This window comes from Stenotrophomonas sp. YJH_SMC_106-19 (genome assembly GCF_059368375.1).
The window spans coordinates 14,474-39,839 of the sequence record NZ_JCAFRQ010000001.1 but is presented as its reverse complement, the minus strand read 5'-3'; the positions used below and the strand labels follow the sequence as shown (position 1 = coordinate 39,839).

General features: G+C 66.7%; 20 protein-coding genes. 18 read left to right on the top strand and 2 right to left on the bottom strand.

What is annotated here, in order from left to right:
* The first annotated feature begins 105 nt into the window (after positions 1–105).
* The 6 genes from AC5P5M_RS00130 to AC5P5M_RS00105 all read left to right on the top strand — a co-directional run bounded on the left by AC5P5M_RS00130 (position 106) and on the right by AC5P5M_RS00105 (position 8,375).
* Positions 106–1,047, top strand: a complete 942-nt coding sequence (locus AC5P5M_RS00130; RefSeq protein WP_476341238.1) for a M15 family metallopeptidase — start codon at positions 106–108, stop codon at positions 1,045–1,047.
* Positions 1,048–1,152: 105 nt separating this feature from the next.
* Positions 1,153–1,413, top strand: a complete 261-nt coding sequence (locus AC5P5M_RS00125) for a PAAR domain-containing protein (RefSeq protein WP_053518398.1) — start codon at positions 1,153–1,155, stop codon at positions 1,411–1,413.
* 42 nt (positions 1,414–1,455) lie between these two features.
* Entirely contained in the window at positions 1,456–2,889 is a 1,434-nt protein-coding gene (locus AC5P5M_RS00120; RefSeq protein ID WP_495205438.1) for a hypothetical protein, read from the top strand.
* 16 nt (positions 2,890–2,905) lie between these two features.
* The gene (gene tssM / locus AC5P5M_RS00115) at positions 2,906–6,607 is read left to right on the top strand and encodes a type VI secretion system membrane subunit TssM (protein WP_445394368.1); all 3,702 of its coding nucleotides are present in this window, start codon (positions 2,906–2,908) and stop codon (positions 6,605–6,607) included.
* Positions 6,604–7,587, top strand: coding sequence for a type VI secretion system-associated protein TagF (tagF, locus tag AC5P5M_RS00110; RefSeq protein ID WP_053518394.1), 984 nt, complete (start codon positions 6,604–6,606; stop codon positions 7,585–7,587). The genes tssM and tagF overlap by 4 nt, the downstream gene beginning before the upstream one ends.
* Positions 7,588–7,589: 2 nt before the next feature.
* Complete coding sequence (locus AC5P5M_RS00105; protein WP_495205437.1) at positions 7,590–8,375, top strand: OmpA family protein; 786 nt, start codon at positions 7,590–7,592, stop codon at positions 8,373–8,375.
* 56 nt (positions 8,376–8,431) lie between these two features.
* Here AC5P5M_RS00105 and tssA read toward each other — a convergent pair whose 3' ends face one another.
* On the bottom strand, positions 8,432–9,490 hold the full coding sequence (tssA, locus tag AC5P5M_RS00100; RefSeq protein ID WP_263174654.1) for a type VI secretion system protein TssA: 1,059 nt from the start codon (positions 9,488–9,490) through the stop codon (positions 8,432–8,434).
* 233 nt (positions 9,491–9,723) lie between these two features.
* Between tssA and AC5P5M_RS00095 the strand changes: the two genes are divergently transcribed.
* The 12 genes from AC5P5M_RS00095 (at position 9,724) to AC5P5M_RS00040 (ending at position 24,752) form a co-directional block, all read left to right on the top strand.
* Positions 9,724–12,507: a type VI secretion system Vgr family protein gene (locus AC5P5M_RS00095; protein WP_495205436.1), complete on the top strand. Its 2,784-nt coding sequence runs from the start codon at positions 9,724–9,726 to the stop codon at positions 12,505–12,507.
* A complete protein-coding gene (locus AC5P5M_RS00090; RefSeq protein WP_053518389.1) occupies positions 12,504–13,400 on the top strand; it encodes a DUF4123 domain-containing protein in 897 nt (298 codons plus the stop codon). Before AC5P5M_RS00095 ends, AC5P5M_RS00090 begins: the two co-directional genes overlap by 4 nt.
* Before the next feature lie 19 nt (positions 13,401–13,419).
* On the top strand, positions 13,420–13,890 hold the full coding sequence (locus AC5P5M_RS00085; RefSeq protein WP_111185992.1) for a DUF3304 domain-containing protein: 471 nt from the start codon (positions 13,420–13,422) through the stop codon (positions 13,888–13,890).
* A 105-nt stretch (positions 13,891–13,995) separates the two neighbouring features.
* Entirely contained in the window at positions 13,996–15,828 is a 1,833-nt protein-coding gene (locus AC5P5M_RS00080; RefSeq protein ID WP_229765839.1) for a T6SS phospholipase effector Tle1-like catalytic domain-containing protein, read from the top strand.
* On the top strand, positions 15,825–16,511 hold the full coding sequence (locus AC5P5M_RS00075) for a hypothetical protein (RefSeq protein ID WP_164151833.1): 687 nt from the start codon (positions 15,825–15,827) through the stop codon (positions 16,509–16,511). The genes AC5P5M_RS00080 and AC5P5M_RS00075 overlap by 4 nt, the downstream gene beginning before the upstream one ends.
* 91 nt (positions 16,512–16,602) lie before the next feature.
* The gene (locus tag AC5P5M_RS00070; RefSeq protein ID WP_495205435.1) at positions 16,603–17,211 is read left to right on the top strand and encodes a hypothetical protein; all 609 of its coding nucleotides are present in this window, start codon (positions 16,603–16,605) and stop codon (positions 17,209–17,211) included.
* A 125-nt stretch (positions 17,212–17,336) separates the two neighbouring features.
* Entirely contained in the window at positions 17,337–17,954 is a 618-nt protein-coding gene (locus AC5P5M_RS00065; RefSeq protein ID WP_164151831.1) for a decarboxylase, read from the top strand.
* 122 nt (positions 17,955–18,076) lie between these two features.
* The gene (locus tag AC5P5M_RS00060; RefSeq protein ID WP_495205434.1) at positions 18,077–20,851 is read left to right on the top strand and encodes a type VI secretion system Vgr family protein; all 2,775 of its coding nucleotides are present in this window, start codon (positions 18,077–18,079) and stop codon (positions 20,849–20,851) included.
* A gap of 2 nt (positions 20,852–20,853) precedes the next feature.
* Positions 20,854–21,717, top strand: a complete 864-nt coding sequence (locus tag AC5P5M_RS00055; protein WP_065182771.1) for a DUF4123 domain-containing protein — start codon at positions 20,854–20,856, stop codon at positions 21,715–21,717.
* Positions 21,718–21,733: 16 nt separating this feature from the next.
* Complete coding sequence (locus tag AC5P5M_RS00050; RefSeq protein ID WP_111185948.1) at positions 21,734–22,234, top strand: DUF3304 domain-containing protein; 501 nt, start codon at positions 21,734–21,736, stop codon at positions 22,232–22,234.
* A complete protein-coding gene (locus AC5P5M_RS00045; protein ID WP_495205433.1) occupies positions 22,221–23,918 on the top strand; it encodes a T6SS phospholipase effector Tle1-like catalytic domain-containing protein in 1,698 nt (565 codons plus the stop codon). Before AC5P5M_RS00050 ends, AC5P5M_RS00045 begins: the two co-directional genes overlap by 14 nt.
* Positions 23,919–23,975: 57 nt before the next feature.
* Positions 23,976–24,752: a CDP-diacylglycerol diphosphatase gene (locus tag AC5P5M_RS00040; RefSeq protein WP_053518376.1), complete on the top strand. Its 777-nt coding sequence runs from the start codon at positions 23,976–23,978 to the stop codon at positions 24,750–24,752.
* Here AC5P5M_RS00040 and AC5P5M_RS00035 read toward each other — a convergent pair.
* The gene (locus AC5P5M_RS00035) at positions 24,749–25,300 is read right to left on the bottom strand and encodes a GNAT family N-acetyltransferase (protein ID WP_309250431.1); all 552 of its coding nucleotides are present in this window, start codon (positions 25,298–25,300) and stop codon (positions 24,749–24,751) included. The two genes, AC5P5M_RS00040 and AC5P5M_RS00035, sit on opposite strands and share 4 nt — an antisense overlap.
* Between the last annotated feature and the right edge of the window lie 66 nt (positions 25,301–25,366).

The window sequence follows — 25,366 nt, the reverse complement described above, 5'->3', positions numbered from 1 at the left end:
GGCCCTTTGCCTGCGCTCCCCCTGAGAGCAGACTTGGCCGATTGATTCCGCCATTATTCAAGTGCATCCAGCCCTTGGTTTGAGTCGGCAACTGCCGAAGCGAATTTGCGCATTCTTAGTGAAAGCGGTTGGGGCGTCAACCAGATCGCGTGTCAGGGAGAACCGGTGTTGCCAATCGTGGTTGCTGCCATTGCCGTCGTACTGTTGGTGGCTGGTGTGTGCTGGGTACTGTTGTTCCCCGAGACGGTCGAATCGCTGCGTCAGGCGATCGCGAAGCGTCTGGGCGGATTCCGTCGTCGGGCGGGGCAGGTCGGTGACCGGGTCGGCCACGGCGCCACCCGCGTGCGCAGTGGGGTTCGTGAAGAGGTCGGAGCCATGCACGGCGCACTGCGGCGCCACTGGCTCATTCTGGTTGTCGCCGCAGCGTTGCTGCTGATTCCTCCAATTGTGATATTCGTCACGCGGCAGACCGTGGTGCTGGAGGATTTCAGGGGCGATGATCTGGCGGAATCGAGTTCGATGGTCGCCCAGCTGCTACGCGGGGAGCGGCTGACGCCGCCACCGCCGCCGCCGCCGGAGGTGTTCACCACTGCCGAAGTGCGTCGTCTGCGGCCTGAAATCGTCACGGCTGATCGCAAATGGGGTCAGATCGATCCCGATCTGCAGCAGCGCGTGCTGGCCATCTATGAGGTCATGCGACGCCAGTACGGTTACGAAATGGTGCTGATCGAAGGCTATCGCAGTCCGCAGCGGCAGGCCGAACTGATGGCCGGTGGCAAGGCGACCCGGGCCGGTGCCTGGCAGAGCTGCCACCAGTATGGGCTGGGCGTGGACAGCGCACCCATCCGCGATGGCAAGCTGCAATGGGACATGGAAGATCCGTGGACCCGGCGTGGGTACTTCCTGTACGGCGAGCTGGCTGAACAGGCGGGCCTGGACTGGGGCGGAAACTGGCGGAGCATCAAGGACTATGTTCACGTGGAAATGACGGACCGCTGCCGCGCCGCCCGGGTGGCAAAGCGCGAGGAACTGTCCCGTCAAGGGTGATAACCGCACGGCGGTACTGGTATGGTTACGCCGATGGCCTGCGTCGTCGGGGGAACCGGGGGGCGATGGAACGCCGGGTCACACATGGATCAAGGAGCATGATGGATGGCACGACCGTTTATCGTCGTCGGTGACCCGCTCAGCCACGGAGGGACCGTGGTGGCGGGCACCGGACAGACCGACATCAATGGCAGGCCGGTGGCGCGCGTCGGTGATCGTGCGTTGTGCGCCGTGCATGGCGCGACCACGATTGTCAGTGGCGACGCGACAGTGCTCATCGACGGTCAGCCGGTGGCGCGCGACGGCGACCGCACCGCGTGTGGAGCGACGCTGGTCGCTTCACAGGCCATGACCGGTCTGCGTTGACCTGCGCGGTCGACAGGAGCAGCGCATGGAGCAGGGCAACTGATGGCAGGATGGCTGGGCAAAGCAGCTTCGGTGGTGATGATCTTCGTCGCCACCTGGGGCGCGACGATTCTCTACTGGCGCAACAGCGGCACGGTACCGACCGGCATGCAGATGCTGGCCTACCTGGGCCTGCTGCCCGTCGGCCTGAGCGGTGCCGGCTTCATGCTGCGTGGCGCCGCGCGCCGTGGCGTCGATGCGGCGCTGGACAAGGCTGCGGCCAACGAGGGGGAGCCGACCAAGGGCAAAGGCGAAGCGGTCGCGACGAAGGTGATGGTGCCGCCATCGGTGGCGTTGATTGCCGGTGGCCTCAGGCTGGGTGTGGATCTGGATGCCCAGTCATGGCTGGCTGCTGCCGCTGCGCCGCCGCGTCCGACGCTTGATGGCCGCTTCCGCGACAACTACAACCTGCCGGTGCGCATGAGCGCGGCGCAGGACCTCGATGAGTTCCTGGTGCTGCAGGCCCGTCAGGACGGCATCGACACCGCAGCCCACGAACGGCGTGCGCTTGCCCTGCTGCAGCCGGTGCTGGAGGAACTGCTGGAGGCAGCATCCGCGGCGCTGCCGGAAATCATGGCTTCCGAGGAAGTGGTGGTGGCCGGTCTGCGGCGTCGCGACGAACAGCGCGTGGAGAACGTACTGAGCGTCGAGCTGCTGGTGCCGGGCAGCTGGTCCGATGCGCTGCGCCCCTGGGTGCAGACATGGCTGCTGGAGCAGGCGCGGATGGCAGGCATCGATGCGCGCCGCTTCGATGTCCGGGTCACCTCGCTGGACGGCGCACGCGAGGTGTGGCCGCACCTGCAAAGGGTGATCGACGCACTGGATCAGGGCGAGCCACGCTGGCACCTGCTGGTGTCAGCGTCTTCTTCGATCGATGCCGCCATCGTTTCCTCATGGCAGTCCTCCGGTGTGCTGGCAACCGCACAGAATCCGGACGGCCGCATACCGGGCGAGGGTGCTGCCGGCGTCCTGCTGGCGAGCCGGGGCGTTGCCCATGAAGGCGACGCGCGGCTGTGGCGCCCGCAACTGGTACGCGCCGAGCAGATCGAGGCGACCCGGCCGGCCGAACAGCGCCGTCAGCTGGCGACGCTCGCTGCGCAGTGGCAGCAGACGCTGGGCCTGGAGGGCGCACAGGCCCAGTTCGTGCTGCATGATGCCGATCACCGGGGCGATCTGATGGTCGATGCCGCAGCCATCACGGCGTCGCTGGCTCCCGACCTGGACTTCAGTCCGCAGAGCCTGGCGCTGGCGATCAGCGCAGGCGAACTGGGCCCGGTGCTGCCGTTGGCGCAGCTGGCACTGGCCCGCGCACAGCTTGACCGCCAGGCCGAGCCGGTGCTGTTGCTCGGCGTGGCCGACAACCAGCAGCGACTGTTCGGCCTGGTCGACCCTCTTCCTTCCCCGACGCAGGCGGCCGATGCGCCGTCGGCTCCCTGACTTCCTGGATCCCTGCATGAGTTTGAGCAATTTCAGCTACTACCTGCGCGACTACCGTCTCTGGATGGTGCTCGGCCTGGTCGGTGCCGCTGCGCTGGCCCACTACGGTGAGGCCGAAGCACGGCAGATCGGCATCTGGGTGGCCATCGTGCTGGCCGGCCTGCTGGTGCTGGCGCTGCTGGTCTGGATCGTGAAGCGGATCCTGGCCCGTCGCGCGGCCAAGCGCGTGGAGGCGATGGTCAAGGATGAGGCGGACAAGGCGGTAGCCACCGCTCAACCCGCCCAGCGTGCCGATACCGAGGCGCTGCGCACGCGCATGATGGACGCGGTCAAGCAGATCAAGTCCTCGCGGATGGGCGTGCTGAAGGGCAACGCCGCGCTGTACGAGCTGCCGTGGTACGTGATCATCGGCAATCCGGCTGCGGGCAAGAGTACGGCCATCCTCAATTCCGGCCTGCAGTTCCCGTTCGAGGACAACCGCGGCAACGTGGTGCAGGGCATCGGTGGTACCCGCAACTGCGACTGGTACTTCACCACCAACGGTATCGTGCTCGACACCGCTGGCCGCTACTCGGTCAGCGTCGAGGACCGCATGGAGTGGCTGACCTTCCTCGGCCTGCTGAAGAAGAACCGCCCGCGCGCACCGATCAACGGCGTGATCATCGCCGCCAGCCTGGCCGAGCTGTCCGGCAGCAAGCCGGAGTTCGCGATCGAGCTGGCCAAGAACCTGCGCCAGCGCGTGCAGGAAATCACCGAGCGGCTGGAAGTGTTCGCGCCGGTGTACGTGCTGTTCACCAAGGCCGACCTCATCGCCGGTTTCAGCGAGTTCTTCCGCAACCTCGATCCCGGCGAGCGCGAGCATGTGTGGGGTGCGACGCTGCCGTTCGACGTGCATCAGCAGGGCGACGCGCTGGCGGCATTCGACAGCCATTTCGACGAGCTGGCCGAAGGCATCAAGGAAATGAGCCTGACCCACATGGCGATGCAGCGTGGCCGTGAAGTCTCGCCTGGGCTGCTGTCGTTGCCGCTGGAGTTCGTCGGCATCAAGCCGGCGCTGCGCACCTTCATCGCTACGCTGTTCGAGGACAACCCCTACCAGTTCAAGCCGGTGTTCCGTGGCTTCTACTTCTCCAGCGCACTGCAGGAAGGGCGTTCGGTGCATCACGCGTCCGAACGCGTCGGCCGCCAGTTCAACCTGGAGCGCGGGTCCAATGTCGATGAGGCGCCGACCGGCCATACCGCGTTCTTCCTCAAGGACCTGTTCCGCAAGGTGATCTTCGCCGACAAGGAACTGGTCCGGCAGTATTCCAGCCCGCACCAGAACCGGCTGCGCTATGGCGTGTTCCTGGGCGCAGTGGGTGTGCTGGCGCTGGCGCTGGGCCTGTGGACCTGGTCGTACACCACCAATGCCCAGCTGGTGGCCAATGCCACCAAGGACCTGGATCAGGCCGTGCGCGTGCAGAAGGACCGCATGGACCTGAAGTCGCGCATCGATGCCTTGCTTCTGCTGCAGGATCGCATGGAGCAGCTGGACCGTTATGGCAAGGAGGGCGGCATCACCACCCACCTGGGCCTGTACCAGGGCACCGCGATCCGCGAGAAGCTGCTGCGTGAGTACAACCACGGCATGCAGCAGGTGATGCTGGCGCCGACCGTCTCCAATCTGGAGAACTATCTCGGCCAGGTGGTCGCCGAGCGCGACAAGCTTGGCCAGGGCAGCAGCGCTGCCGCCGAGAGCGAGGTGCTGTATCAGAACGCATCGCCGACCAGCACCAACGATGCGTACAACGCACTGAAGACCTACCTGATGCTGGGTAACCCGAAGTACGTCGAAGGTGCTCACCTGTCGCAGCAGCTGACCCTGTTCTGGCGCACCTGGCTGGAGGCCAACCGCGGCCAGATGAGCCGTGAGGAGATGGTGCGCGCGGCCGAGAAGCTGATGACCTTCTACGTGGCGCAGGCGGGCCAGCCCAGCTGGCCGCAGATACAGAACAAGGTCACGCTGGTGTCCGACACGCGTCAGGCGCTGGGGCAGGTGATGAAGGGGCAGCCGGCGATGGAGCGCGTGTACGCGCAGATCAAGGCACGTGCCGGCGCCCGCTTCGGAACGACCACCGTCGACAGCCTGGTGGGTGTGGAGCGCAACGGGCGCCTGATCAACGGCAGCTATGCGATTTCCGGTGCGTTCTCGCGCAAGGCGTGGGAAGAGTACGTAAAGGATGCGATCAAGGAAGCGGCCAATACCCAGCTGAGCACCACCGACTGGGTGCTGGGTACCACCGAGCAGAGCGATCTGTCGCTGGCCGGCAGCCCCGAGCATGTCTCGCGCGAGCTGGTGACCCTGTACAAGAACGACTACGCGCGCGAGTGGAGCAAGTTCGTGCAGGGCCTGAGCGTGGCCGAGTTCAGTACGTTCGACGAGGCGGTGGCCCGCATCAACAAGCTGGGTGATCCCGGCAACTCGCCGCTCCGTGTTCTGCTGGAGCGCATCAACGAGGAGACGGTATGGGACAACCCGCCGGCGCAGGCGCGTTCGAGCAAGGCGCGCAAGGGCTTCGTGGCCTGGTTCCAGCGCACCATCCTGCGCAAGGACCCGGCAGCGACGGCCGCCGCGCAGCCGGTGGGTCCGATCGGCAAGGCGTTCGAAGGCATCGCGCGGCTCACCAGTGAGCGCGGCGATCAGCCGGCAGTGATCACGGCCTACTTCGAGACACTGGGCAAACTGCGTGCGCGCCTGAATGCCATCAAGAGCCAGGGCGAAATCGGCGTGGGCACCCGCAAGCTGATGCAGGACACCTTCAGCAATGAAGGCTCCGAACTGAGCGCGGGCCTGGCGCTGGTCGACGAGCAGGTACTGACCGGGCTGGACGAGAAGCAGCGTGAAGCCCTGCGCCCGCTGCTGCTGCGCCCGTTGACCCAGACCTTCAGCGCCCTGATCCCGCCGACCGAAGATGAGGTCAACAAGACCTGGAAGGCGCAGGTCTACGACCCGTTCAAGGCACGCATCGGGCAGCAGTACCCGTTCAACCTCAACTCGGATGTGGATGCCGCACCGAGCGACATCGCCGGCATCTTCGGTGCCAGTGGCAGCATTGCCGCCTTCAACAAGGACGCGCTCGGCACGCTGGTGATCCAGCGCGGTCCGCTGCTGGAGACCCGCCGCTGGGCAGGGCAGGGTGTGAACCTGTCGGCTGAGCTGGTTGCCAACTATGGCAACTGGGTGAGCGGCTCTGCCGCCGGCGCGGCGCAGGACACCACGATCTTCGAGATCCTGCCGTCGCCGGCTGCCGGCGCGCTGGAGTACAGCATCGAGATCGATGGCCAGGTGCTTCGTTATCGCAATACCCCGCCGCAGTGGACCACCATGCAGTACCCGAACGCGGGTCAGGTGCCGGGCGTGAAGATCACGGCGGTGACCGGCGATGGTCGTACCGTGGAGGTATTCAGTGCACCGGGCGCGAACGGCTTCAACCGCCTGATGGCCGAAGGCGAATACGAGCGCCTGGATGATTCCAGCCGTATCACCTGGAACGGCAATGGTGTGGCCGTGACGGTGGAAATGCGCATCGTCCGCCGGGCCGGCAGCGGCAGCGAGGGTGGTGGCGACTGGCAGCGCGGCCTGCAGCTTCCCGAGCGGGTGGCCGGTGGTACCCCTGCCGCGCCCGCGCCGGCGGCCACCGCGCCTGCTGCGGCGCAGACCACGGGAGGTGCGCAATGAGCCGCGTCGTCAGTGCCGGAGTTTCGTACTTCGGCAAGGTGCCCTCGCGCGGTGATTTCGTCCGTGCGGCCGACAATCACCAGCTGCTGGGCTGGCTGGACCGGTGGGCAGGCGAGAGCCTGGAACTGCTGAGCCAGAGCCCGGACTGGAAGCAGCGCTACGACGAGGCACCGGAGATCCACTACGCTTTCCTGGGTTCTCGCAGCAAGATGGTGCTGTGCGGGCACTTCCTGGCTAGCCGCGATTCCTCCGAACGCCGCTTCCCGCTGCTGTCCGCGCTGCGCCTGGATGCGCCGGAACCGTTGCCGTTCATCGGCCGCAGCCCGCTGGCGATGTCCAACGCCTGGTCCGGACTGGCCCGCCTGGCACGCCAGGCCTACCAGGAAAGCGACGCGGCGCAGGCGCTGGCGCAGCTGGCGGACGCACGTTTCAGCATCAGCACCGATCCCGGTGACTACAACGGCAGCTTCCAGGACTTCCTGGAGAGCACCTCGGTGGCAGACCTCGAGTCGCGCCTGCGCGATTCCGGTCACGGCGAGGTGGCGCTGCGACAGGTGCTGCCGGCACTGGGCCTGCTGTTGCAGCCGGTGCTCAGCGGGGGCGATGTCAACATCGACAAGGCGCTGGTGTTTCCGCTGGTCCGTGACCCGGCCTATCGCCCACTGGTGGCGGCATTCTGGCTGGATCTGCTGTCCAGCTTCGTCTCCCGCGGCGATTTCGAACTGGCGGTGCTGATCCGCAACGACGCTGCGCCGAGCATGATCGTCGGTTTCAACGGCGCCGACCGCCAGGTGCTGCGTGCGGTGCTGGACCCGGCGGAAGCCGGCGACTTCCTGATCCGGATCCAGCATTCGGAATGGGTGGACGACTATCTGCGCGGCGATTACAACCTCAACCGCTTCGGCAGCTTCCTCGACCGTGACGATCTGGCCCTGGCCACCGCACGCAAGCTGTTCGGCGAGACTTTCCTGGGAACCTGATGATGCGCTTGTGCAACCCTCTCTCCCTTGCGTTGCCGCTGCTGCTCGCAGCCGTGCCGCTGGCCGCGCAGAACGCGCCTGCTGCGGCACAGGCTGCCACCGAACGACCGGTGGTGATCGAAGGCGTGGTGCCTGACCAGGCGACCAAGGCCAAGCTGCTGAACAATCTGCGTGCCGTGTATGGCGCCGAGCTCGTGGTCGACCGCATCCAGGTCGAGACGATCGCGACCCCGCCGAACTGGGGCGATTACGTGGCGGGCATGATCAATCCCGGCCTGAAGCGGGTGTCGCCCGGCAAGCTGGAAGTGAACGGACAGGCAGTGCGGATCACCGGTGAGGTCGGCAACGAAGCGCTGCGGCAGCAGGTGGCCAGCGACCTGAGTCTGGCCAGCAATACCAGTTACACCGTGACCAACGCGCTGAAGGTCAGCTCGCAGCAGAACGTGCTGGACCAGACGCTGGCCAACCGCATCATCGAATTCCAGAGTGGCAGTGCGCGTCTGACCCCTTTCGGCATGAGCATCCTCGACGAGATGGTCGCCAAGATGGCGCAGATGCCGGACAGCCGTTTCCTGATCATCGGCCATACCGACAATGTCGGGCAGCGCGAATCGAACCTGGCGCTCAGTCACGCGCGTGCGCTGTCGGTGAAGAACTACATGGTGTCCAAGGGCATTCCGGGCAGCCACATGGATGTCGTCGGCAAGGGACCGGACGAGCCGGTGGCGGACAACACCAGCAACGATGGCCGCGCACGCAATCGGCGCATCGAGTTCAAGATCCAGTAAACATGACGGGGATCGGGCCAGACCCGATCCCCGCATGAGCGTGATCCGCAGGCAGATCAGTCTTCTGGATTGACGTCCAGCATCTCTTCCATCTGTTCCAGCGTGCCGTGGTCCTTGATGACGCGCTTGAGCCAGACATGCAGCGGCATCTCGCCCCAGCGTGCGGCCTTCTCGGCGAGATAGGCCACGGGGCTGTGCGGTTCGGTCCGACGGAAGAACTCAGCGACCTGGCGCAGCTGCTGCAGCGCTTCCTTGCGCGAGCCGGGTGCGCCCGCAGGGCCACGCGGTACTGTCACCGGGGCCGCTTCGGACGCCGGCGCCTCATGGCCGAACGATGCATCTTCAAAATCGTCGGAGGAGGCTTCGGTTTCGCCATCGAGCAACACCCCGGCTTCGCGTGCGAAGCGCAGCACGGTGCGCTGCAGGTGTTCAAGCTGCTCACGCACCGCGCTGAAGCTTGGGCCATCCAGCCCCAGGCGGTTGTCGACCGCGGCCTGCAGTTCGGCCAGGGCCTGGCTGCAGTCGGGCAGGTCGTCGGCCAGCTGCCGGTAGAACCCGTGCTGGGTATCGCGGCGGGCGGCAGTGAGAATGTCCAGACCAGGGCGGCCGTCATCCTCTTCGCCGCTGTTGGCACGGGCATGGGCATGCTCGAAGTCGGCGAGGCTGAAACGCCCCTGCGGCGCGACGGCAATCGGCACGGAGCGCAACCATTGCAGCGAATTGGTCAGCAACCAGCTCAGGTTGCCGATGCGCTCTTCAAAATCGCCGTCAGGTGCCTGGGGATGCACGTCATCCCAGTAGCGGTCGCACAGGCCGGCGGTGAGCCGGTAGCCAGCGGCGAGGCCCTGGAATCCTTCCAGCTGGGTGGCGGCTTCGCTGAGCCAGCCTGCCAGCCGCAGGTCCTTGGTCCGGGTCTGCAGCAGGTCGGTGGCATCACGCAGCACGCTGCTCCAGTCAGCGTACTTGATGTCGGTCTGCCACGCCCCCTGGTCCAGGGTCGGGTCGTCGGCACGACGGTTTTCGATGATCCGATCGAATTCAGCCGAGAACGACAGGTCTTCACCGGTCGGGGCGTGTTCCGAAATCGGGGCCAGCAGGGCTTCCTGATCCAGCATGGCGGGTCTCGTTGGGGACTGTGGGCGATTCTAGCCCGCCGATGTGAACGCGGTCGCGGGATTGGTCCGTCCAGGCATGCCTGAATACGGGATGCCGTCAGTTATGTGACGAACAACGCACTTCCATGGCGGTAGAGGCGTCGTGATTTTGACGAACACCGCAATCTGGTAGATTTGATGGCTGGAATCCGACGCCGCCGGGTAGGTGCAGGCGTCTTCACACTGGAATTGGCATGGATCAGCTGAACTACGTGATGACCCAGGTTGCCGGGCTCGGTGACGCGCAACGCCTGTATCGACTGCGGTCCGATGCACTGGAAGGGTGCACGGTGGAGCGGTGGCGCGGCGGTGATGCGCTCGGCCAGCATGCCTGGACCGACGTCGATGTACTCGCCACGCGCGCTGATATCGCGCTGGACGCCCTGCCGGGCACGCGTGCGACACTGGTCGCGCAGATGGCCGATGGTGGTCAATGGCAGCGCAGCGGCCTGATCGCGGACGCTTCCTGCCTGGGCAGCGACGGTGGCCTGGTGCGCTACCGGCTGCAGCTGGTGTCATGGACGTGGTGGCTGCAGCATGCTCGGCACAGCCGCGTGTTCCAGGAACAGAGCGTGCGTGCGATCGTCGATGCCGTACTGGCAGGGCACGCTGGCATCGCGCGCTGGCGCTGGGCCGAGGGCGTCGACGCCTTCCTTGGCCAGCGCGTGCGCAGCTACTGCGTGCAGTACCGCGAGAGTGACCTGGATTTCCTGCAGCGCGTGCTCGCCGAAGAAGGCCTGGGCTGGCGTCTGTACGCCGATGAGGAAGCGCCCTGCGGCAATGGCATGGAGATCTTCGCCGACAGCGTCGCGCTGCCGGAAGATGCCACCAGCGCGGCTGCAGGCGTGCGGTTCCATCGCAGTGACGCCACCGAATCCAGTGACAGCGTGCAGGCCATCGGCCTGCGTCGGCGCCTGGCCAGTACCTCGATCAGCCTGCAGAGCGATGATTACCGCCAGGTACGCGCACTGGTGGCACAGTCGCCGATGGAGGGCGGAGGTGGCCAATCGTCGCGCGAAGACTACGATGCGGTAGGTGCCTACGCCTTCAGCGACAGTACCGCCGGTGCGCGCCAGGCCCGCCTGCAGGCGCAGGCGCGCGAATCCCACAGCCGTGGCTGGCAGGGGTCGGGTACGGTTCGCGGCTTCCAGTCCGGACAATGGCTGCGGCTGCAGCAGGCCCCCGGTGCGACACCGCCTGAGCTGCTGCTGGTGGCCGTCGAACATGCCGGCATCAACAATCTCCCTACCGATCTGCGACGAAGCCTCGATGACGCGCTGGGCGTGGCGCCGATCGATCCGGCCGACGCTGCGCTCTGGCAGCAGGCCGAAGCAACCGGGTATGGCAACCGTTTCGATGCGGTGGATCGCACCCTGCCGTGGCGCCCGCTGCTGCAGGACGGCAGTGGCGCGCGGCTGAATCCGCGCCCGACCGTGCCGGGTTACCAGACCGCTGTCGTGGTTGCCGGCGACGGAGGCGCCAGCAAGGACCTGCACGCAGACAGCCATGGCCGCGTGCGCGTGCGTTTCCACTTCCAGGAAGGCGAGGGCGGCGGAGCCAACGACAGCGCATGGTTGCGCGTGGCACAGCGCTATGCCGGACCCGGCGTGGGCAGCCAGTTCCTGCCGCGCATCGGTCAGGAAGTGCTGGTGGGCTTCCTCGACGGCGATATCGATCGGCCACTGGTGCTGGGCACCCTGTACAACGGACGTGGCGAGGCGGGCGTGGCACCGACGCCCGCCGGCGGAAGCGGCCAGAGCGACGTGTCGCTGTATGGCCAGGCTGCAGACATGCGCGGCAGCGCGCAGGCCAACCTCAGTGGCGGCCAGGCGCCGGCCTGGCATGCTGCCGGCATGGGGGACCAAGCGCATCGGCAGGGCGGTGCGCTGTGGGGTATCCGCTCGCGCGAGTGGGAAGGCGGGCAGGGCGCCAACCATCTGCTGTTCGATGACTCGAACCAGCAACTGCGCGCGCAGCTGGCCAGCAGCCAGCAGGTGTCACAACTGACCCTGGGGCACCTGCGTCACCAGGCAGACAATTATGTCGGCAGCCTGCGTGGCACCGGTTTTGAACTGCGCAGCGACGCGTGGGGCGCGGTGCGCGCCACGGCCGGTGCCTGGTTCACGGCGTACGGGCATCGGTCGACGGCACCTGCGGGCGAGGCAGTGCAGCCCGCTGCCTTGCTCACGCAGTTGCAGGCATTGGGCGAACGCTTCACCCAGGCCGCGCGTACGCACCTGACCAGCCCGTTGGCGATGCAGGAGGGCGCGCGCGCGCCAAAGCGCTCGGAGCTGGTTCCCGATCAGTCGCCGGTTCCCGCGCTGCTGGCGAGCGTACGCACCACCACGGGCGGTGATGGATTCGATATCGGCAAGAGTGGTGCGACCGAGCGCAAGTCGGATGCTGGGCAGGATCGCGTGCCGCATTCGGGTGATCCACTGCTTGGACTGGCCGCACCGCAGGGACTGGTGCAGGTGGCAGGCCAGGGAGTGCACTGGGGGAGCGGTGAAGGCCTGCTGTTGGCCAGTGGCGGTCATAGCGACACGGTTACCATGGGGCAGACCCGTCTGCATGCGGGGCAGGCGATCGGCGTGCTTGCGTCCGTGGTTGAGGGCGCAGCGGCCGCACCCACCGCGCTTGACGTCGTGGCCGGCACTGAAATGCTCGATATCCAGTCCCAGGCGGATGGGGTGCGCGTGCAGTCGCGTGGCGCTCTGCGCGGGGCCAGCGCGCAGGCGCCGGTGGAACTCGCCGCGGCCAATACGATCCACGTGGCGACGTCCGGGGGGGCCAGCCTGACCATTGCCGGTGGCAACATCACCATCGCCTGTCCGGGCACGATCAAGGTGCATGCGGGCAGCAAGTCATTCGTCGGCCCGGCGCAGCAGGGCTATCCGCTTCCCCAGTTCCCGCGCAGCAGCTGTAAGAGCTGCATTCTCGACGCCATGCGCCAGGGCACGCCGGGAGTGCTGGTGTGAATCGTTACGCCGTGATCGACAGCGCGCAGCGGTCGCACTTCCATGAGCGGCTGGAGCGTCTTGGCGCGCGCTACCGCTCGCTGTTCGAAGGCACGGCCGAGGCCGGCCTGCTGGATATTGCTCCCTTGCTGGTGGCTTGGACGGACAGGGACCTGCACGCGCAGCTGGATGCGGAGATCCGGCAGATGGGAGCGCAAAGGCCGGGCGTGACCCTGCTGTGGAGTGCACTGGAACTGGACGATCTCGCGAAGCGGTTGCGTGCTTTCCATCTGGTGAAGGTGCCCGAGAAGGGCGGTCGCGAGATGCTGTTGCGCTGGTACGACACCCGTATCCTGCCTGCACTGCTGGATCTGTTGTTGCCTGCGCAGCGTGCCGCCCTGCTGGAGGGCGTGCAGCGCCTGCAGTACTTCGATCGCTACGGCGATCTGCAGGAATGGCCGCTGGCCGAGATGCTGGCCGGAATGGATGATGCCGGCCTGCCTGCGCTTCCGCCATTGCGCCTGGACGAAGACCAGTACACGCGTCTGCTGGACGCGTGCGAGCCGGATGTGGCCATTGCCCAGCTTCGCAGGGTCATCCCCGATGAGATCAAGCGGGTGCCGTATCGATCGCTGTACCCGTTCGTCGTCGACCTTATGCAGGATACGATCGCCCACGGTGTGAACCAGGTGGACGATCACGTGCAGTACCTGTTGCTGGCGTTGTACACCTCCGGGGCGTGCCGCGGCCATCCTGCCGTGCAGGCGCGTTTCGCGCAGCCTGCCGGGAGCTGTGAGGTGCCGTTCGCGGACTGGGCATCAGCGCTGCCGGAAGATGTCTGGACGACGGGCGTCCCGCTGTGGGACCACACCGCCTCGCCTTTGCAGGCCGAGCCTGCACCCTCGTGGACGTGAAGGAAGAATCATGCGTTTGATGCGGACCCATCTGCTGGCGGCCCTGGCGTTGCTGCTCCTGTTGCCGGCATTGGCGGCCTGCAAGGGACGGACGGCCTCCACGCCGGTGGCCGTGCTCGGCTACAACCATACGGATGCATACATTGCGCAGTTCCTCGTGAATGGCGGCAGTGGCGGGTCGGCCGATTCCCACTCGGAAGGCGGAACTGTCTGCTGCGTCGTGCTGCCTGATCGATGGACGCCGGACATGAAGGTGGAGATCGAATGGACCACGGATCTGGAAACGTTCCAGAAGAAGACCGTTGCGATTCCGAAGTACAACCAGCTCGGAAACCTGGCCGTCCATTTCCTGCGCAATGGCGAGATCAAGGTCTTCGTCACCAATCTTGTGCTCGGTCATCCCGACTATCCATTGACCGGCCCCGAGGCGCCCTTGCGCGAGGGCGAGAATCCAGTCTGGGAGCACCTTCGGCGCCCGCTTGAAAAGTGATCACGGGGCCCGGTCGCTCACCGGGCATCCGATCCGAATGCTTGGCGTGGGTGGCAAGGACAACGATCCCGGCGGGGACCAGCAGCGAATCCAGGAGACAAGGACATGAGTGGACGCACGGCAACCGGCGCGCAACCAATGCCGGCAGATGGACGCAGAGCGCTGAGCGGCGCCGAAGCGCAGCAGCGGGCGCGGGCCATGGCGTGCATGCGCGAGAAGGGCTCCGAATGCCAGGGCCAGGTGCACGTAGGCATCTACTTCGACGGCACCGGCAACAACCGCGAGTGGGAAGGGACCTTTGTAACCGGCAAGACGCGCTCCCCCAAGACCCAGCTGGCCCGCAACGGTCACAGCAATGTGGCGCGCCTGTACGACGCCGCCCTGAAGGAGCGTGGCAACGGCTTCTTCAGCATCTACGTTCCCGGCGTCGGCACGCCATTCGCCGACGTCGGCGATACCAACCAGGATGGTGACACGCTGGGAGGCGGCGCCGCGCGTTATGGTGCGGACCGCATCCACTGGGCCATCCTGCAGGTCATCAATTCGGTACATCAGTACCTGAACGGTGGTGACCTGATCCAGCCCAACGAAGCCAAAGTACTGGTCGCCTCAATGAGCGAGACGCGACTGCTGGAGGGCATGACGCGACGCGCGATGCTCACGGCAATCGCGCAGCGGTTGGAGCGCGTGGTCAAGGGGCACCAGCGCCGCGTCAAGTCGGTGCACGTTTCCGTCTTCGGCTTCTCGCGTGGCGCGGCACAGGCGCGGGCGTTCGTGCACCGGCTGTATGAGACGGCAGAAGCCTGGGGCAGCGGTTGCGGCTACAACATTGCCGGCATTCCGCTCTACCTGAACTTCATGGGCATCTTCGATACCGTTGCGTCGGTCGGCGTTGCTGCGATGAGCCGCGTCTCGAAGGGCAAGTGGGACTGGGCCGCCGGTGACATGATGAGCATTCACCCCGAAGCGCGCCAGAGCGTGCATTTCGCGGCCCTGCACGAGCAGCGGATCAATTTCCCGCTGGACCTGGCGACCAGCGGGAAGGAGGTGCTTTACCCGGGCATGCACTCGGATGTCGGTGGCGGCTACTCGCCCGGCGGCCAGGGCAAGGACTTCGTTTCCGGTGCCGCGAACGGTACCGCCAAGCTTGCGCAGATTCCGTTGATCGACATGCATCATGAGGCCGTCAAGGCGGGCGTGATAATGAAAACGATCGAGGAACTGGGGGCGCAGCCAGTGCTCGCCATGCATTTCGGCTGCCACCCGCAGCTGATCCGCGATTACAACGCCTGGCTGACCGGTCACGGTGTCCCCGGAGGCGCGCACACGCAGCAGATTGCAGGACATTGCCGGCAGTACGTTGCCTGGAAGGGCAAGCGGCTGCCGAATGGTCCACAGAGCGTGCTGCAACAGCCGTTCTTCAAGCAGTCCGATGCCGAGGATCAGGTGGATCTGGCCAATGCGCAGCGCGATTTCGCAAATCTGGTTGGAAAGCTGCGCAGGGGCAAGGAGGAGATGGCGGCCTACCGCAGGCAGCTGGACGAAAGCCAGAAGCGCATGGAGGCGGGTCGCAAGATCGGGCGTCCGGTATTTGAACCTACGCCACGGGCCTCCCAGGCGGCTTACGACTACGCAAAAATCCCGGCCGAGACCAGCACTCTGCTTAACCTTGTGCTGGACGGTGCGCCGGTACCCGATGTGAGTACGGTGCTGTTTGACAACTACATGCATGACTCGCTGGCCGGCTTCTACATCGGGAAGTGGACGGAGCTGAATATTCCTGCCGTCAATACCTACGGCTACCTCCGCTATCGCGAGGTCTTCAGTGTGGCCGGCAGGAGGGCTCAGGAGTGCCGGGATCCGGCTACGCTGCCGCCAGCGAACATCCCCACCATCGGCGGCGCGTTCCAGCAGCTGGGCTCGGCAATGGGCGGGTGAGGCGATGCAGCGTCTGGAATGCCCGTTGCGCTTATGCGCCAATCGGGCGCTTCACCTCTGGGAGGCTGGGAGCCATGCATCAGAGCGGGTCAGTGAATCGTCAGCGCCCCGCTGCGCTGCGTCAGCTGCTCCTGGCCAGCCTTGTGCTGCCGTTGGTGGCATGCCGGCAAACCACCTCACAGGATATCGAGCAGGCAGACACCGCCGGCCGTGCGCAGGCCTCCATCGAGGCAAAGGCAGACGCCCATGCCGCGCAGGCGGAGCCGCCGTTGCCGGGTGATCCGGACAGCTCTGAAACGCTCTTCGACGGATTGCTGGATTGCCAGCCGAAGGGCTGGTACCTCAGCACTGAATCAGGCCAGCCCGCGAATCCTTACCTGGCCCTGCACGCGCCCGAACCCTGCGAACGCGATGAGGAGTTCGGGATGGCGCACTTCTGCGTCAAGGCCGATTTCCATGGCCTGCCGGTCTACAGGGTCGTTGCCCATCTGGGAACCGCACCCACGCCCATCGGCATCATGATCGATCTGCCACTGGACCAGGCGCGTGCGCGACTCCGCATGGCGCTGGGGTCTGAGTTTCCCGATGACGCGCGCAGCCGGCGCGGAGAAAGGCCGATGCTGGGTCCCCAGGTCGGCAACGCGCAGAAGTCGCAGTTGATGTGTGCGCCCGATTGGGCCTGATCAAGATGGGCAGGCGATGGCCCGAACAAGCCAAAGGTTGAGGCTACGTCGGTGGTTCGCGTGCTTCTTGTCGAAGGCCTGGAACGGAGAAATGGTGAAGATCAACACCCGTGTCTGGCGTGGACCGCAGCCTGTGCTGCTGCTCGGCCTTCTTCTCTCGGTCGCCGCTTGCACCGGGAAGCCGAATTCATCGCAGAACCCAGCTGCAGGTGTGCCGCCAACGGGGGCGGCCACCAAGACGAAGGAAGTGCCTGCATCTACAGCGCGAAGCGCACGATATGCCGGCGTCAGGATGCTCTCACCTCATTCCGGCTGCGCGTACGAATACAGCCCGGTGGACTTCTGTGATGCGCAGCATCGCGCGCAGATCGACCAGGCGATCCTTACCCAGGTGCCGAACTTCAACCGGCATTACATCCTGGCCCAGCTGGATGAGCGCAAGGAGTACTTCCAGCGCTCCATCGTGCTGATCGACAGCCGCGACGGCACCGTGTATCCGTTGCCCATTGATGCGTTCTCGGGCCCGCTGGTGGGCAAGGAGGGCGCGCGTACCTATGGCACGGTGGAGACATCCGCTGAGAGCGACACGTTCTGCGTGAGCGGCGCACTGCTCGTCTACCGGGCATTCGAAGAGGGCCGCTTCTGCTTCGGATTCGATGGTGTCAGATTCACCGGCCACACCACGCAGTACATGCAGTAGCGGCCGCCTTCACCCGCGAGCGCCGGCCCGGCTGAACGAGCCGGGCTGTCCGACGTGGCGGGCGTCGCACCTTCATGGCATCCTCACGAAACTGATTGGCCACCGGCCATCGACGGATGAACGACATGCAGAAGTGGATCGGACGCACCGCCGGCGGGTTTGCGGTGGCGCTGTGCCTGGCGGCGCCGCTGGCACAGGCCGCCGAACCGGCCTTTGGTGGCTGGCGCAACCTCGACTCCCGCGATGGTGCCGAGCCCGCCTTGCGCGACGTCCCGTTCGCACTGCTGCCGATGCCGGTCGCACGGGATGCGCGCTTTTCGGTGTATGACCGCGAGAGCAAGCGGCTGGTGTGCTGCCTGCAGGTAGCCAGCGCCGAACTGGATGACACGGCGCTGCGCAAGGTCTATCAATTGCCCGAGCAGTGGGTGACAGACCTGCGCAACGGGCGCAGCACGGCCCGCCCGTGGCCGACGCGGGTGTACGAAATGCGCCGCGTTGGCGAACTGGTCGACTACGGGTTCAGCGATGCGCCGGAGGCCTACAGCGATCTGGGAGGCCTGCTGCTGCCTGCCGACGCGCGCCTGCTGCCCGATGGCAGCGTGCAGGCGGGGGCGACCTACCGTCTGCAGTTCCGCAGCACGCCGCTGGGCGATGACAGCAGCGCGCTGGACCGCTTCACCCTGCAACCGGCGCAAGACACAGGCAAGCCGGTGATCGTCGAAGTGTCCTACGGAACCTATTGATCCGGAACGTTAATCCGGCGTGACGGCGGTCGCGTGCGCCGCCGTTTTCCATCTGCTACCGTCGGCCTACAGGGGAAGGACCTGCCCGCCGCGTCGCGGAGGGCAGCAACGGTAGGAACGCCATGGAAGCGATTCGCAACCTGACGGTGCAGGCAGCGGGGCTTGATGCCGGCAGCCGCCTGTATCGGTTGGATCTACCCGGCATGCCGGCGGTCGTTGTCGACCAGTGGCACGGGCGCGATGCCCTGTCACAGGGGCGGCAGCTGCAGATCGACGTACTCGCGCTGGACGCATCGCTGCCACTGGCTGACTGGCCGGGGCAGCCCGCATGCCTGCATGCGCGGTTGGCCGATGGCCAGGACTGGCCGCGCCACGGCGTCATTGCCGCTGCGCGATGCGTGGGCAGTGATGGTGGGTTGGCGCGCTACCGGATCACCTTGCGCGACTGGACGTGGTGGCTCGACCAGGCCCGCTGCAGCCGCGTGTTCCAGGAACAGAGCGTGCGCGAGATCGTGGACGCGGTGTTCCAGATGCACCCGCAACATGCGCATTGGCGCTGGAGCGATGAGGTCGACGGGATGCTGGCCGCATCCCGGCCGCGCAGCTATTGCGTGCAGTACCGCGAGACCGACCTGGCGTTCGTGCAGCGTTTGCTCGCCGAAGAGGGGCTGGGCTGGTGCGTGGAGGAGGTTCCCGATGCCCCGGTGGGCCACGGCGTGGTGGTGTTCGCCGATTCGACCCTCCTGCCGGAAGCCGCTGCGTCGCAGTCGGCGGGAGGGATCCGCTTCCATCGCGCCGATGGCACCGAGCAGAGTGATGGCGTGCAGCAGCTCGGCCTGCAACGGCGGCTGCATAGCACGCACGTGCAGCTGCACAGCAGCGACTACCGCAGTGCGCGCTCGCTGGCCGGCCAGTTGCCGGTGCAGGGCAGCGGGCAGGCGCGACGCGAGGATTACGACCCGGTTGGCGCGCATGCCTTTGCCGACGCGGCCGAGCTGCAGCACCACGCTCGTCTGGTCGCCGAGGCACTGGAAGCGCAGGCACTGCAGTGGCACGGCCGTGGCAGCGTGCGCAGCGGCGATGCCGGCCAGGTCTGGTCATTGAGCGGAACGCCGGGGTCAGTGCCGACCGAACTGTTGCTGGTGGACGTCGAGCACGCCGGGGTCAACAACCTGCCGGTGGATCTGCGCCAGGCGCTGGCAACGATGGACGATGCCGCCGCCACCGCGGACACGCTGCAGGTGGCTGCCCAGACGCAGGGCTACGCACAGACATTCGTCGCTCTGCCCCGCGACCGGCGTTGGCGTCCGACGCTATGGGACGGCACGGGTGCGCGACGCAATCCGCGGCCGCTGGCGCCCGGTTACCAGACAGCGGTCGTGGTGGCTGCGCAGGGCGCCGATGGCGCCGAGCTGCACGCCGATGCACTGGGACGGATCCGCGTGCGGTTCCACTTCCAGCAGGAAGAGGGCAGCACGGACAGCGCGTGGCTGCGCGTCGCGCAGCGCTATGCGGGGCCGGGCGTGGGCAGCCAGTTCCTGCCCCGTATCGGCCAGGAAGTCCTGGTGGGCTTCCTCGAGGGCGACATCGACCGGCCGCTGGTGCTGGGCGCGCTGTACAACGGGCGCGGCGAAGGCGGCGTCGCGCCGACCCCGGCGGGCGCCAGCGCGGAGGCCGATACGTCCATGTACGCACAGGCGAGGGATGGCACCGGCAGTGCGCAGGCCAACCTCGGGGGCGGCCAGGCGCCTGCGTGGCACGCGGCGGCGACCGGAGAGCAGGCACACCGCAACGCCGGTGCGCTGTGGGGCGTGCAATCACGGGAGTGGCAGGGGGCCGGCTGGAACCGTCTGCTGTTCGACGACAGCGACCAGCAGCTGCGGGCCCAGCTGGCCAGCAGCCAGCAGGCTTCGGCATTGACGCTGGGACATCTGCGCCATCAGGCGGACAACCATCGAGGCAGCTTCCGCGGCAGTGGATTCGAGTTGCGCAGCGACGCCTGGGGCAGCGTGCGCGGACAAGGCGGGCTCTGGTTGAGTGCCTATGCCCGCCGCAGCGCCGAACCGGCAGGTGCGGCGGCACAGCCTGCTGCGCTGCTGCAGCAGCTGGCCACGCTGGCCCGCAGCCATGCGGCGGCGGCGGGTACGCATCTGACAGTGCGGCCGGCCGCGCATGTCGGCGTGCAATCGCCGCAGCGCTCGCGTTTGGACGGTTCGCAGCCACCGCTGCCGGTGCTGCTGGCCAGCGTGCGCAGTACGGTGCCCGGTAGCGCGTTGCAGGATGCGGCCGGCTCGGCGCCGGAACGCAGCGGTGATGCCGGCGAGGGCCGCGTTCCGCATACCGGCGATGCCCTGCTGGGCCTGGCTGCACCTGATGGTGCGCTGATGGTGGCCGGACAGGGGCTGCATTGGGCGCCGGGCGAGACTCTGGCACTGGGCAGCGGCCAGCACGGCGAGGCCGTGGTGATGGGGCAGGCGCGCTGGCATGGACGGCAGGCCATCGGCGTACTGGCCGCAACACTGGAGGGGGCTGATCCGGGCGAGCCGGCGCTGACCCTGGCCAGTGGCGAACAGGTGCTGGACGTCAAGGCGCAACAGGACGAAGTGCGCGTGCAGTCGCGGCAGTCGCTGCGTGGCACGAGCGCACAGGGCGCCGTGGAGGTGGCTGCGGGCCGGACGGTGCAGGTGGCCACCGCAGGCGGGGCCAGCATCACCCTCAGCGGCGGCAACATCGTGTTCAACGCACCCGGGAGGATCGCCGTGCACGCGGGACGCAAGTCGTTCCTGCCCGGCGATCGCGGCCGTTACCCGTTGCCGGTCTTCCCGCAGTCGGTCTGCAAGGAATGCCTGCTGCTGGCCGCACAGCGTGCAGCCCCGCTGACACCGAAGGGAGGCTGAGCGTGGCCAACGACTGGCAGTTCCCACCGTTCTCGCCACCGCCGTTGGAGGAGGGCACCCAGCGTTACGTTCTGCTTGATGGCGCGCAGTGCGAGCAGCCCCTGCAACTGCTGCGCGCGCTGCCCTGGGCGCCGCTGCCCCTGTTTGACGGCCTGCTGGCCGATGGCACGGATGACGCCAGCGTGTTCCTCGCGCGCCTGCCGCGTGGCCTGGAGCTTGACGGTTTCCTGCAGCGTGCGGCGTCTTACGCGCGTTCTCCGGGCCTGCTCAGCCTGATCGACACGGCATTGCCTGCGGAAGAGCTGCAGCAGCGGCTGCAGAGACGGCTGGACGCCAGCTACCCGAACGGCAAGCTGTTCCTGGCCCGCTTCTTCGACGCGCGGGTGCTGCCATGGTGGGTGCAGGTGCTGGACGCGGCGCAGTGCCGGGCCTTCCTGGCGCTGGGAGAGCGCTGGTGGTACCTGCGCCACGATCTGAAATGGGCGCACCTGGAATTGCAGGACAGCGTGCAGGATCCGCACGATCCTCCCTGGGTGCTGGAGGCGGCGCAGCGGCGCGCCCTGATCGATGCCAGCTACCCCTACACGCTGATCGATCACTTCCAGCTCTCCGATCCGGAGCTGCTGGCGCGGCTTCCCCGTGCGCGCTGGTATACCTTCTTCCGACGGGTGGTGGCCACGGCCGCGGACGTCGGCATCGAGGACAGCCGACGGCTGGTGATGGTGTCGACCTGGGCGCTGCTGGCCGGCGTCGATCTTGGCGAGGATCCCGCATGGCGGCTTCGCCTGCAGGACTTCGCGGCGGGGCGGCGCAGCGCTGCCGATATCGGTGACGAAGTGTGGCCGCTTGAAGAAAGCTGGGACTGAACGGAGCGCGATCGGAATGATGGGCAACAAGTACCTGTGGTGGAGCGCGCTGGCGGTGATCGCGCTGCTGGTGGTGGGCGTCGGCTGCAGCCGGGCGATGGCGCGCGGCAAGACGCCGATCATGTCGTTGTTCGCGTTCAACTACAGCCCGTATTACCTCGACGATGTAAGGGTGGATGGGCAGTTTCTGGGCGGAATCGGTGGATACACCAACGGTGGCTCCGGCATGGCCCCGCGTGCGCCCCGAGGCAAGGGGCCGCACAGCGTGCGCGTGCGCTGGATCGAGGCCAACCGATACGATCTGGCCACCAACCGCTATCTGGATGAAGGGCACCGCGTGCCGCGTGAAGCCGTGGTACCGCTGAAGACGCCCTATCCGCCCAACCCGGCCACCTTGCTGCTGCACTTCTATGCGGACGGCCATGTCGAGGCCGAGCTGCTGGACAAGGGCGTGAACAAGTGGGACGTACGGCGCATGCCAGTGCCGAAGGAGCACAAGGACCATGACCAGTATTGATCCGACCGCGATTCCCGGGCAGGTGGATCTTGAACCGGGCACCCCGGATCCGGTCGCCCAGGCTGAGGGCACGGCACGCACTGCGCGACTGGCCCGCGGCACACGTCCGCTGAGCGATGCCGAGCGCCGCCGTCGCCAGGAGGCGATGTGTGGCACCGTGCCCGACAAGGAAGCGGCCACTACGGGATGCACGCAGAGCCTGCACCTGGCCGTATTCTTCGATGGCACCGGCAACAATCGCGATGAGGAGCTGAACAAGGCCCAGAATGAGCGCGCATTGTCGAACATCGCCCGCTTGTTCATCGCGCACAGGGACGACACACGGAACATAAAACGGCAGTACCTGTCCGGCGTAGGAACACCGTGCCCGGAGGTCGGTGATAAGGGGGGGCTGCTGGGGCTGTCCATCGGCAAGGGCGGGCGCGAGCGCATCGACTTCGCGCTGCAGTCGCTGGACGAGCTGATAGACAGCCAGCCCGAGCCGATGCGCATCCTGGTGGTCAGCGTGTCGGTACTGGGCTTTTCGCGCGGAGCGGCTTCGGCACGCGCGTTTGCCCGCGATCTGGCCGCGCGCTGCCGACGCCAGGCCGATGGCACCTGGCTGTACCGCGAGCGTATTCCGCTGCGGATCGGATTCATGGGCGTGTTCGATACGGTGTGCTCGGTGTGGCCCAGCCTGACGGCGGCGGCAGTGAACTACCGCAATGGGCATACCGGATGGGCTGAAGGCATGACCATACCGGAGATCGTGGAGCAGTCGGTGCACATGACCGCCGCCCATGAGCTGCGCGGCCAGTTCCCCCTGGATTCCACCCGCGAGCATGCCGAATACCCCGCCAACACGGTGGAAATATGGTTCCCGGGTGTGCACTCGGACGTGGGCGGTGGCTACGATCCCCAGCACCAGGGGCGCCGGAACAGCATCGCGCGCTTTGCCCTGAACGAGATGTATGACATGGCGCAGGCCAGGGGGGTGCTGCTCAACCCGATCAGTCGCCTGGAACAGCACGTCAAGGCTGAGTTCGACAAGCAGGATCCGGAACTGCAGGCGGTGTTCAACGCCTATCTGCAGGCGGTGCGGGTCAAGCGTGGACGCATGGAGGACGTGCAGGCGTCGCATATGGAGCTGCTGTATCGCTGGCTGCGCGTGCGCGTGGCACGTGGTGACCAGTTGCCGTCGATGCAGCGGCTTGCTGCACGCGAAGAGGCCCTGCGCGAACAGGTGCGCACGCTGCGCCGACGGCAGTCGCAGCTGCCATCGCCCTGGGACAACGACAACCTGCATCTGGCCGACCAGGGCAATGCGGAGAAGACCGCCGAATGGAACCGGGTGTCAGACGAGCTGAAGGCGCGCAACGATGAGCTCTCTGCGGTACGCAAGCAGCGCCGGGGGCTGGAGAAGGAGAACGACACGCTGCTGGACAAGATCGTCAGCCTGCGACGGCGCCGGGAGCGCGGCAGAACGCTGACCATGGCCGAGCGGGTCACTCTGGAATCCTGGGACAATACGACCCTGCTGCCGCCGGACGTGGAGACCTTCTTCGACGGGTACGGTCATGACTCGGTGGCGCACTGGTTCATCGGCAACCTGAGCCAATGGCGGGTGCTGTACTTCGGCGCGACCAAGTACACGCCCGGCAAGGTCGGGGAGACGGCGGATACGCGAGAAGCCGTGCCCGGCTGAGGGGGCAGGGTACACTGGCCGGCGCAGCCCTTGGCCGTGCCGTCGATTGTGAGACCCGTGACCCGCCTGATCCTGTTGTTGTCCTGTTCGCTGCTGGCGGCCTGCGCCAGCGCGCCTCCGCCGGCTCCGGTCCCGTCGGATGCGCTGTGGAGGCTGATCGAGCGCGATTGCCGCGGTGCCGATGTGCCGCGTGGCGCCTGCCTGCAACGGGACGCGACCGCGGCCCGCCGCGATGTGCTCATCAAGGACGCCCATGGCGACTACCAGTTCCTGCTGATGCCACTGGACAAGGTCAGTGGCATCGAGAGCGCTGTGCTGTACCAGCGCGGTGCGCCGAACTACTTCGCGGCTGCCTGGCAGGCCCGCGGGCATACCGAACAGGCGCTGGGCCGCCCCCTGCCGCGCACTGTCGCAAGCCTTGCACTGAACTCGCCGCACGGCCGTTCCCAGCATCAGCTTCACATCCACATCGACTGCCTGCGCGCCGATGTGCTGCAGGCGCTGGACACGCACGCCCCGGCGGTCGGAATGCAGTGGGCGGCGTTGCCCGTGCCGCTGCGTGGCCATCGTTACGTTGCGCGCATGCTGCCGGGAGCAGAACTGCGTGCCAATCCATTGAACCTGCTCGCCTATGACCTGAGCGGGCTGCCCGATGTCGGCCAATGGAGCCTGGTGGTGGCGGGCCGCGAGAATGTGCTGGGAGGCCCCGGCTTCATTCTGCTGGCGACCCGCCTGGATCCCGCGACCGGCAATGAGGCCAGCGGTGAGGAGCTGCAGGACCATGCGTGCTCGGTACTGACCGGGGCGGATGCGGCGCTGGAGCGGGTCCGCTAGTCCGGGCGGACCTGTTGTCGCCAGCGCGGCGCGGTCAAGGCCAGCAGTTGCCGGTCCTGCCAGCCATCGATATCCAGATGGTGATCACGCAGCAGGCCTTCATGCTCGAACCCCACCGAGCGCAGTGCATCGACGAAAGGCGTGCTGCTGGCCACCGGAAGCAGGGTGAACACGCGATGCAGTCCGACCTGGTCGAACAGGAAGGGGCACAGCGCCTGCAACGCCTGCGCGGGATGCTCGTGGCTGTGCTGCATTGAACGCAGCTCGGCGCATCGGGCGTGGGCGGAGTGCAGCTGGATCTGAAGTTGATCATGCAGCATGCCGTGCCGGTCATCGAACACGCCCAGCAGCAGCTGGTCGTTGTCCTGCTGCAGGCGCGAACGGTGGACGCCTGCCAGGAAGCGCGCTTCCTCGTCGACGCCTGACGGGCGGAAGATGCCGCGGCTCCTTCGATCGTCGAAGGCGCGCCAGCGTGGCAGATCGGCGCGGTTGAACAGGCGCAGGGTGATCGGGGCCGCCTGCAGCTGCACGAGGTGTTGGCGCAGCACGGGGCGGAGCGGCGGAATCGGAGGGCCGAAGGAACAGGTCGTCATGGCTTGACGATGCCCGTACAT

Coding starts and splice junctions, on each gene's coding strand:
- AC5P5M_RS00080 (WP_229765839.1), top strand. CDS start 13,996: ATGAGTGGACGCACGGCAACCGGCGCGCAACCAATGCCGGCAGATGGA.
- AC5P5M_RS00045 (WP_495205433.1), top strand. CDS start 22,221: ATGACCAGTATTGATCCGACCGCGATTCCCGGGCAGGTGGATCTTGAA.
- AC5P5M_RS00070 (WP_495205435.1), top strand. CDS start 16,603: ATGGTGAAGATCAACACCCGTGTCTGGCGTGGACCGCAGCCTGTGCTG.
- AC5P5M_RS00050 (WP_111185948.1), top strand. CDS start 21,734: ATGATGGGCAACAAGTACCTGTGGTGGAGCGCGCTGGCGGTGATCGCG.
- tssM (WP_445394368.1), top strand. CDS start 2,906: ATGAGTTTGAGCAATTTCAGCTACTACCTGCGCGACTACCGTCTCTGG.
- tagF (WP_053518394.1), top strand. CDS start 6,604: ATGAGCCGCGTCGTCAGTGCCGGAGTTTCGTACTTCGGCAAGGTGCCC.
- AC5P5M_RS00095 (WP_495205436.1), top strand. CDS start 9,724: ATGGATCAGCTGAACTACGTGATGACCCAGGTTGCCGGGCTCGGTGAC.
- AC5P5M_RS00105 (WP_495205437.1), top strand. CDS start 7,590: ATGCGCTTGTGCAACCCTCTCTCCCTTGCGTTGCCGCTGCTGCTCGCA.
- AC5P5M_RS00085 (WP_111185992.1), top strand. CDS start 13,420: ATGCGGACCCATCTGCTGGCGGCCCTGGCGTTGCTGCTCCTGTTGCCG.
- AC5P5M_RS00065 (WP_164151831.1), top strand. CDS start 17,337: ATGCAGAAGTGGATCGGACGCACCGCCGGCGGGTTTGCGGTGGCGCTG.
- AC5P5M_RS00120 (WP_495205438.1), top strand. CDS start 1,456: ATGGCAGGATGGCTGGGCAAAGCAGCTTCGGTGGTGATGATCTTCGTC.
- AC5P5M_RS00060 (WP_495205434.1), top strand. CDS start 18,077: ATGGAAGCGATTCGCAACCTGACGGTGCAGGCAGCGGGGCTTGATGCC.
- tssA (WP_263174654.1), bottom strand. CDS start 9,490: ATGCTGGATCAGGAAGCCCTGCTGGCCCCGATTTCGGAACACGCCCCG.
- AC5P5M_RS00125 (WP_053518398.1), top strand. CDS start 1,153: ATGGCACGACCGTTTATCGTCGTCGGTGACCCGCTCAGCCACGGAGGG.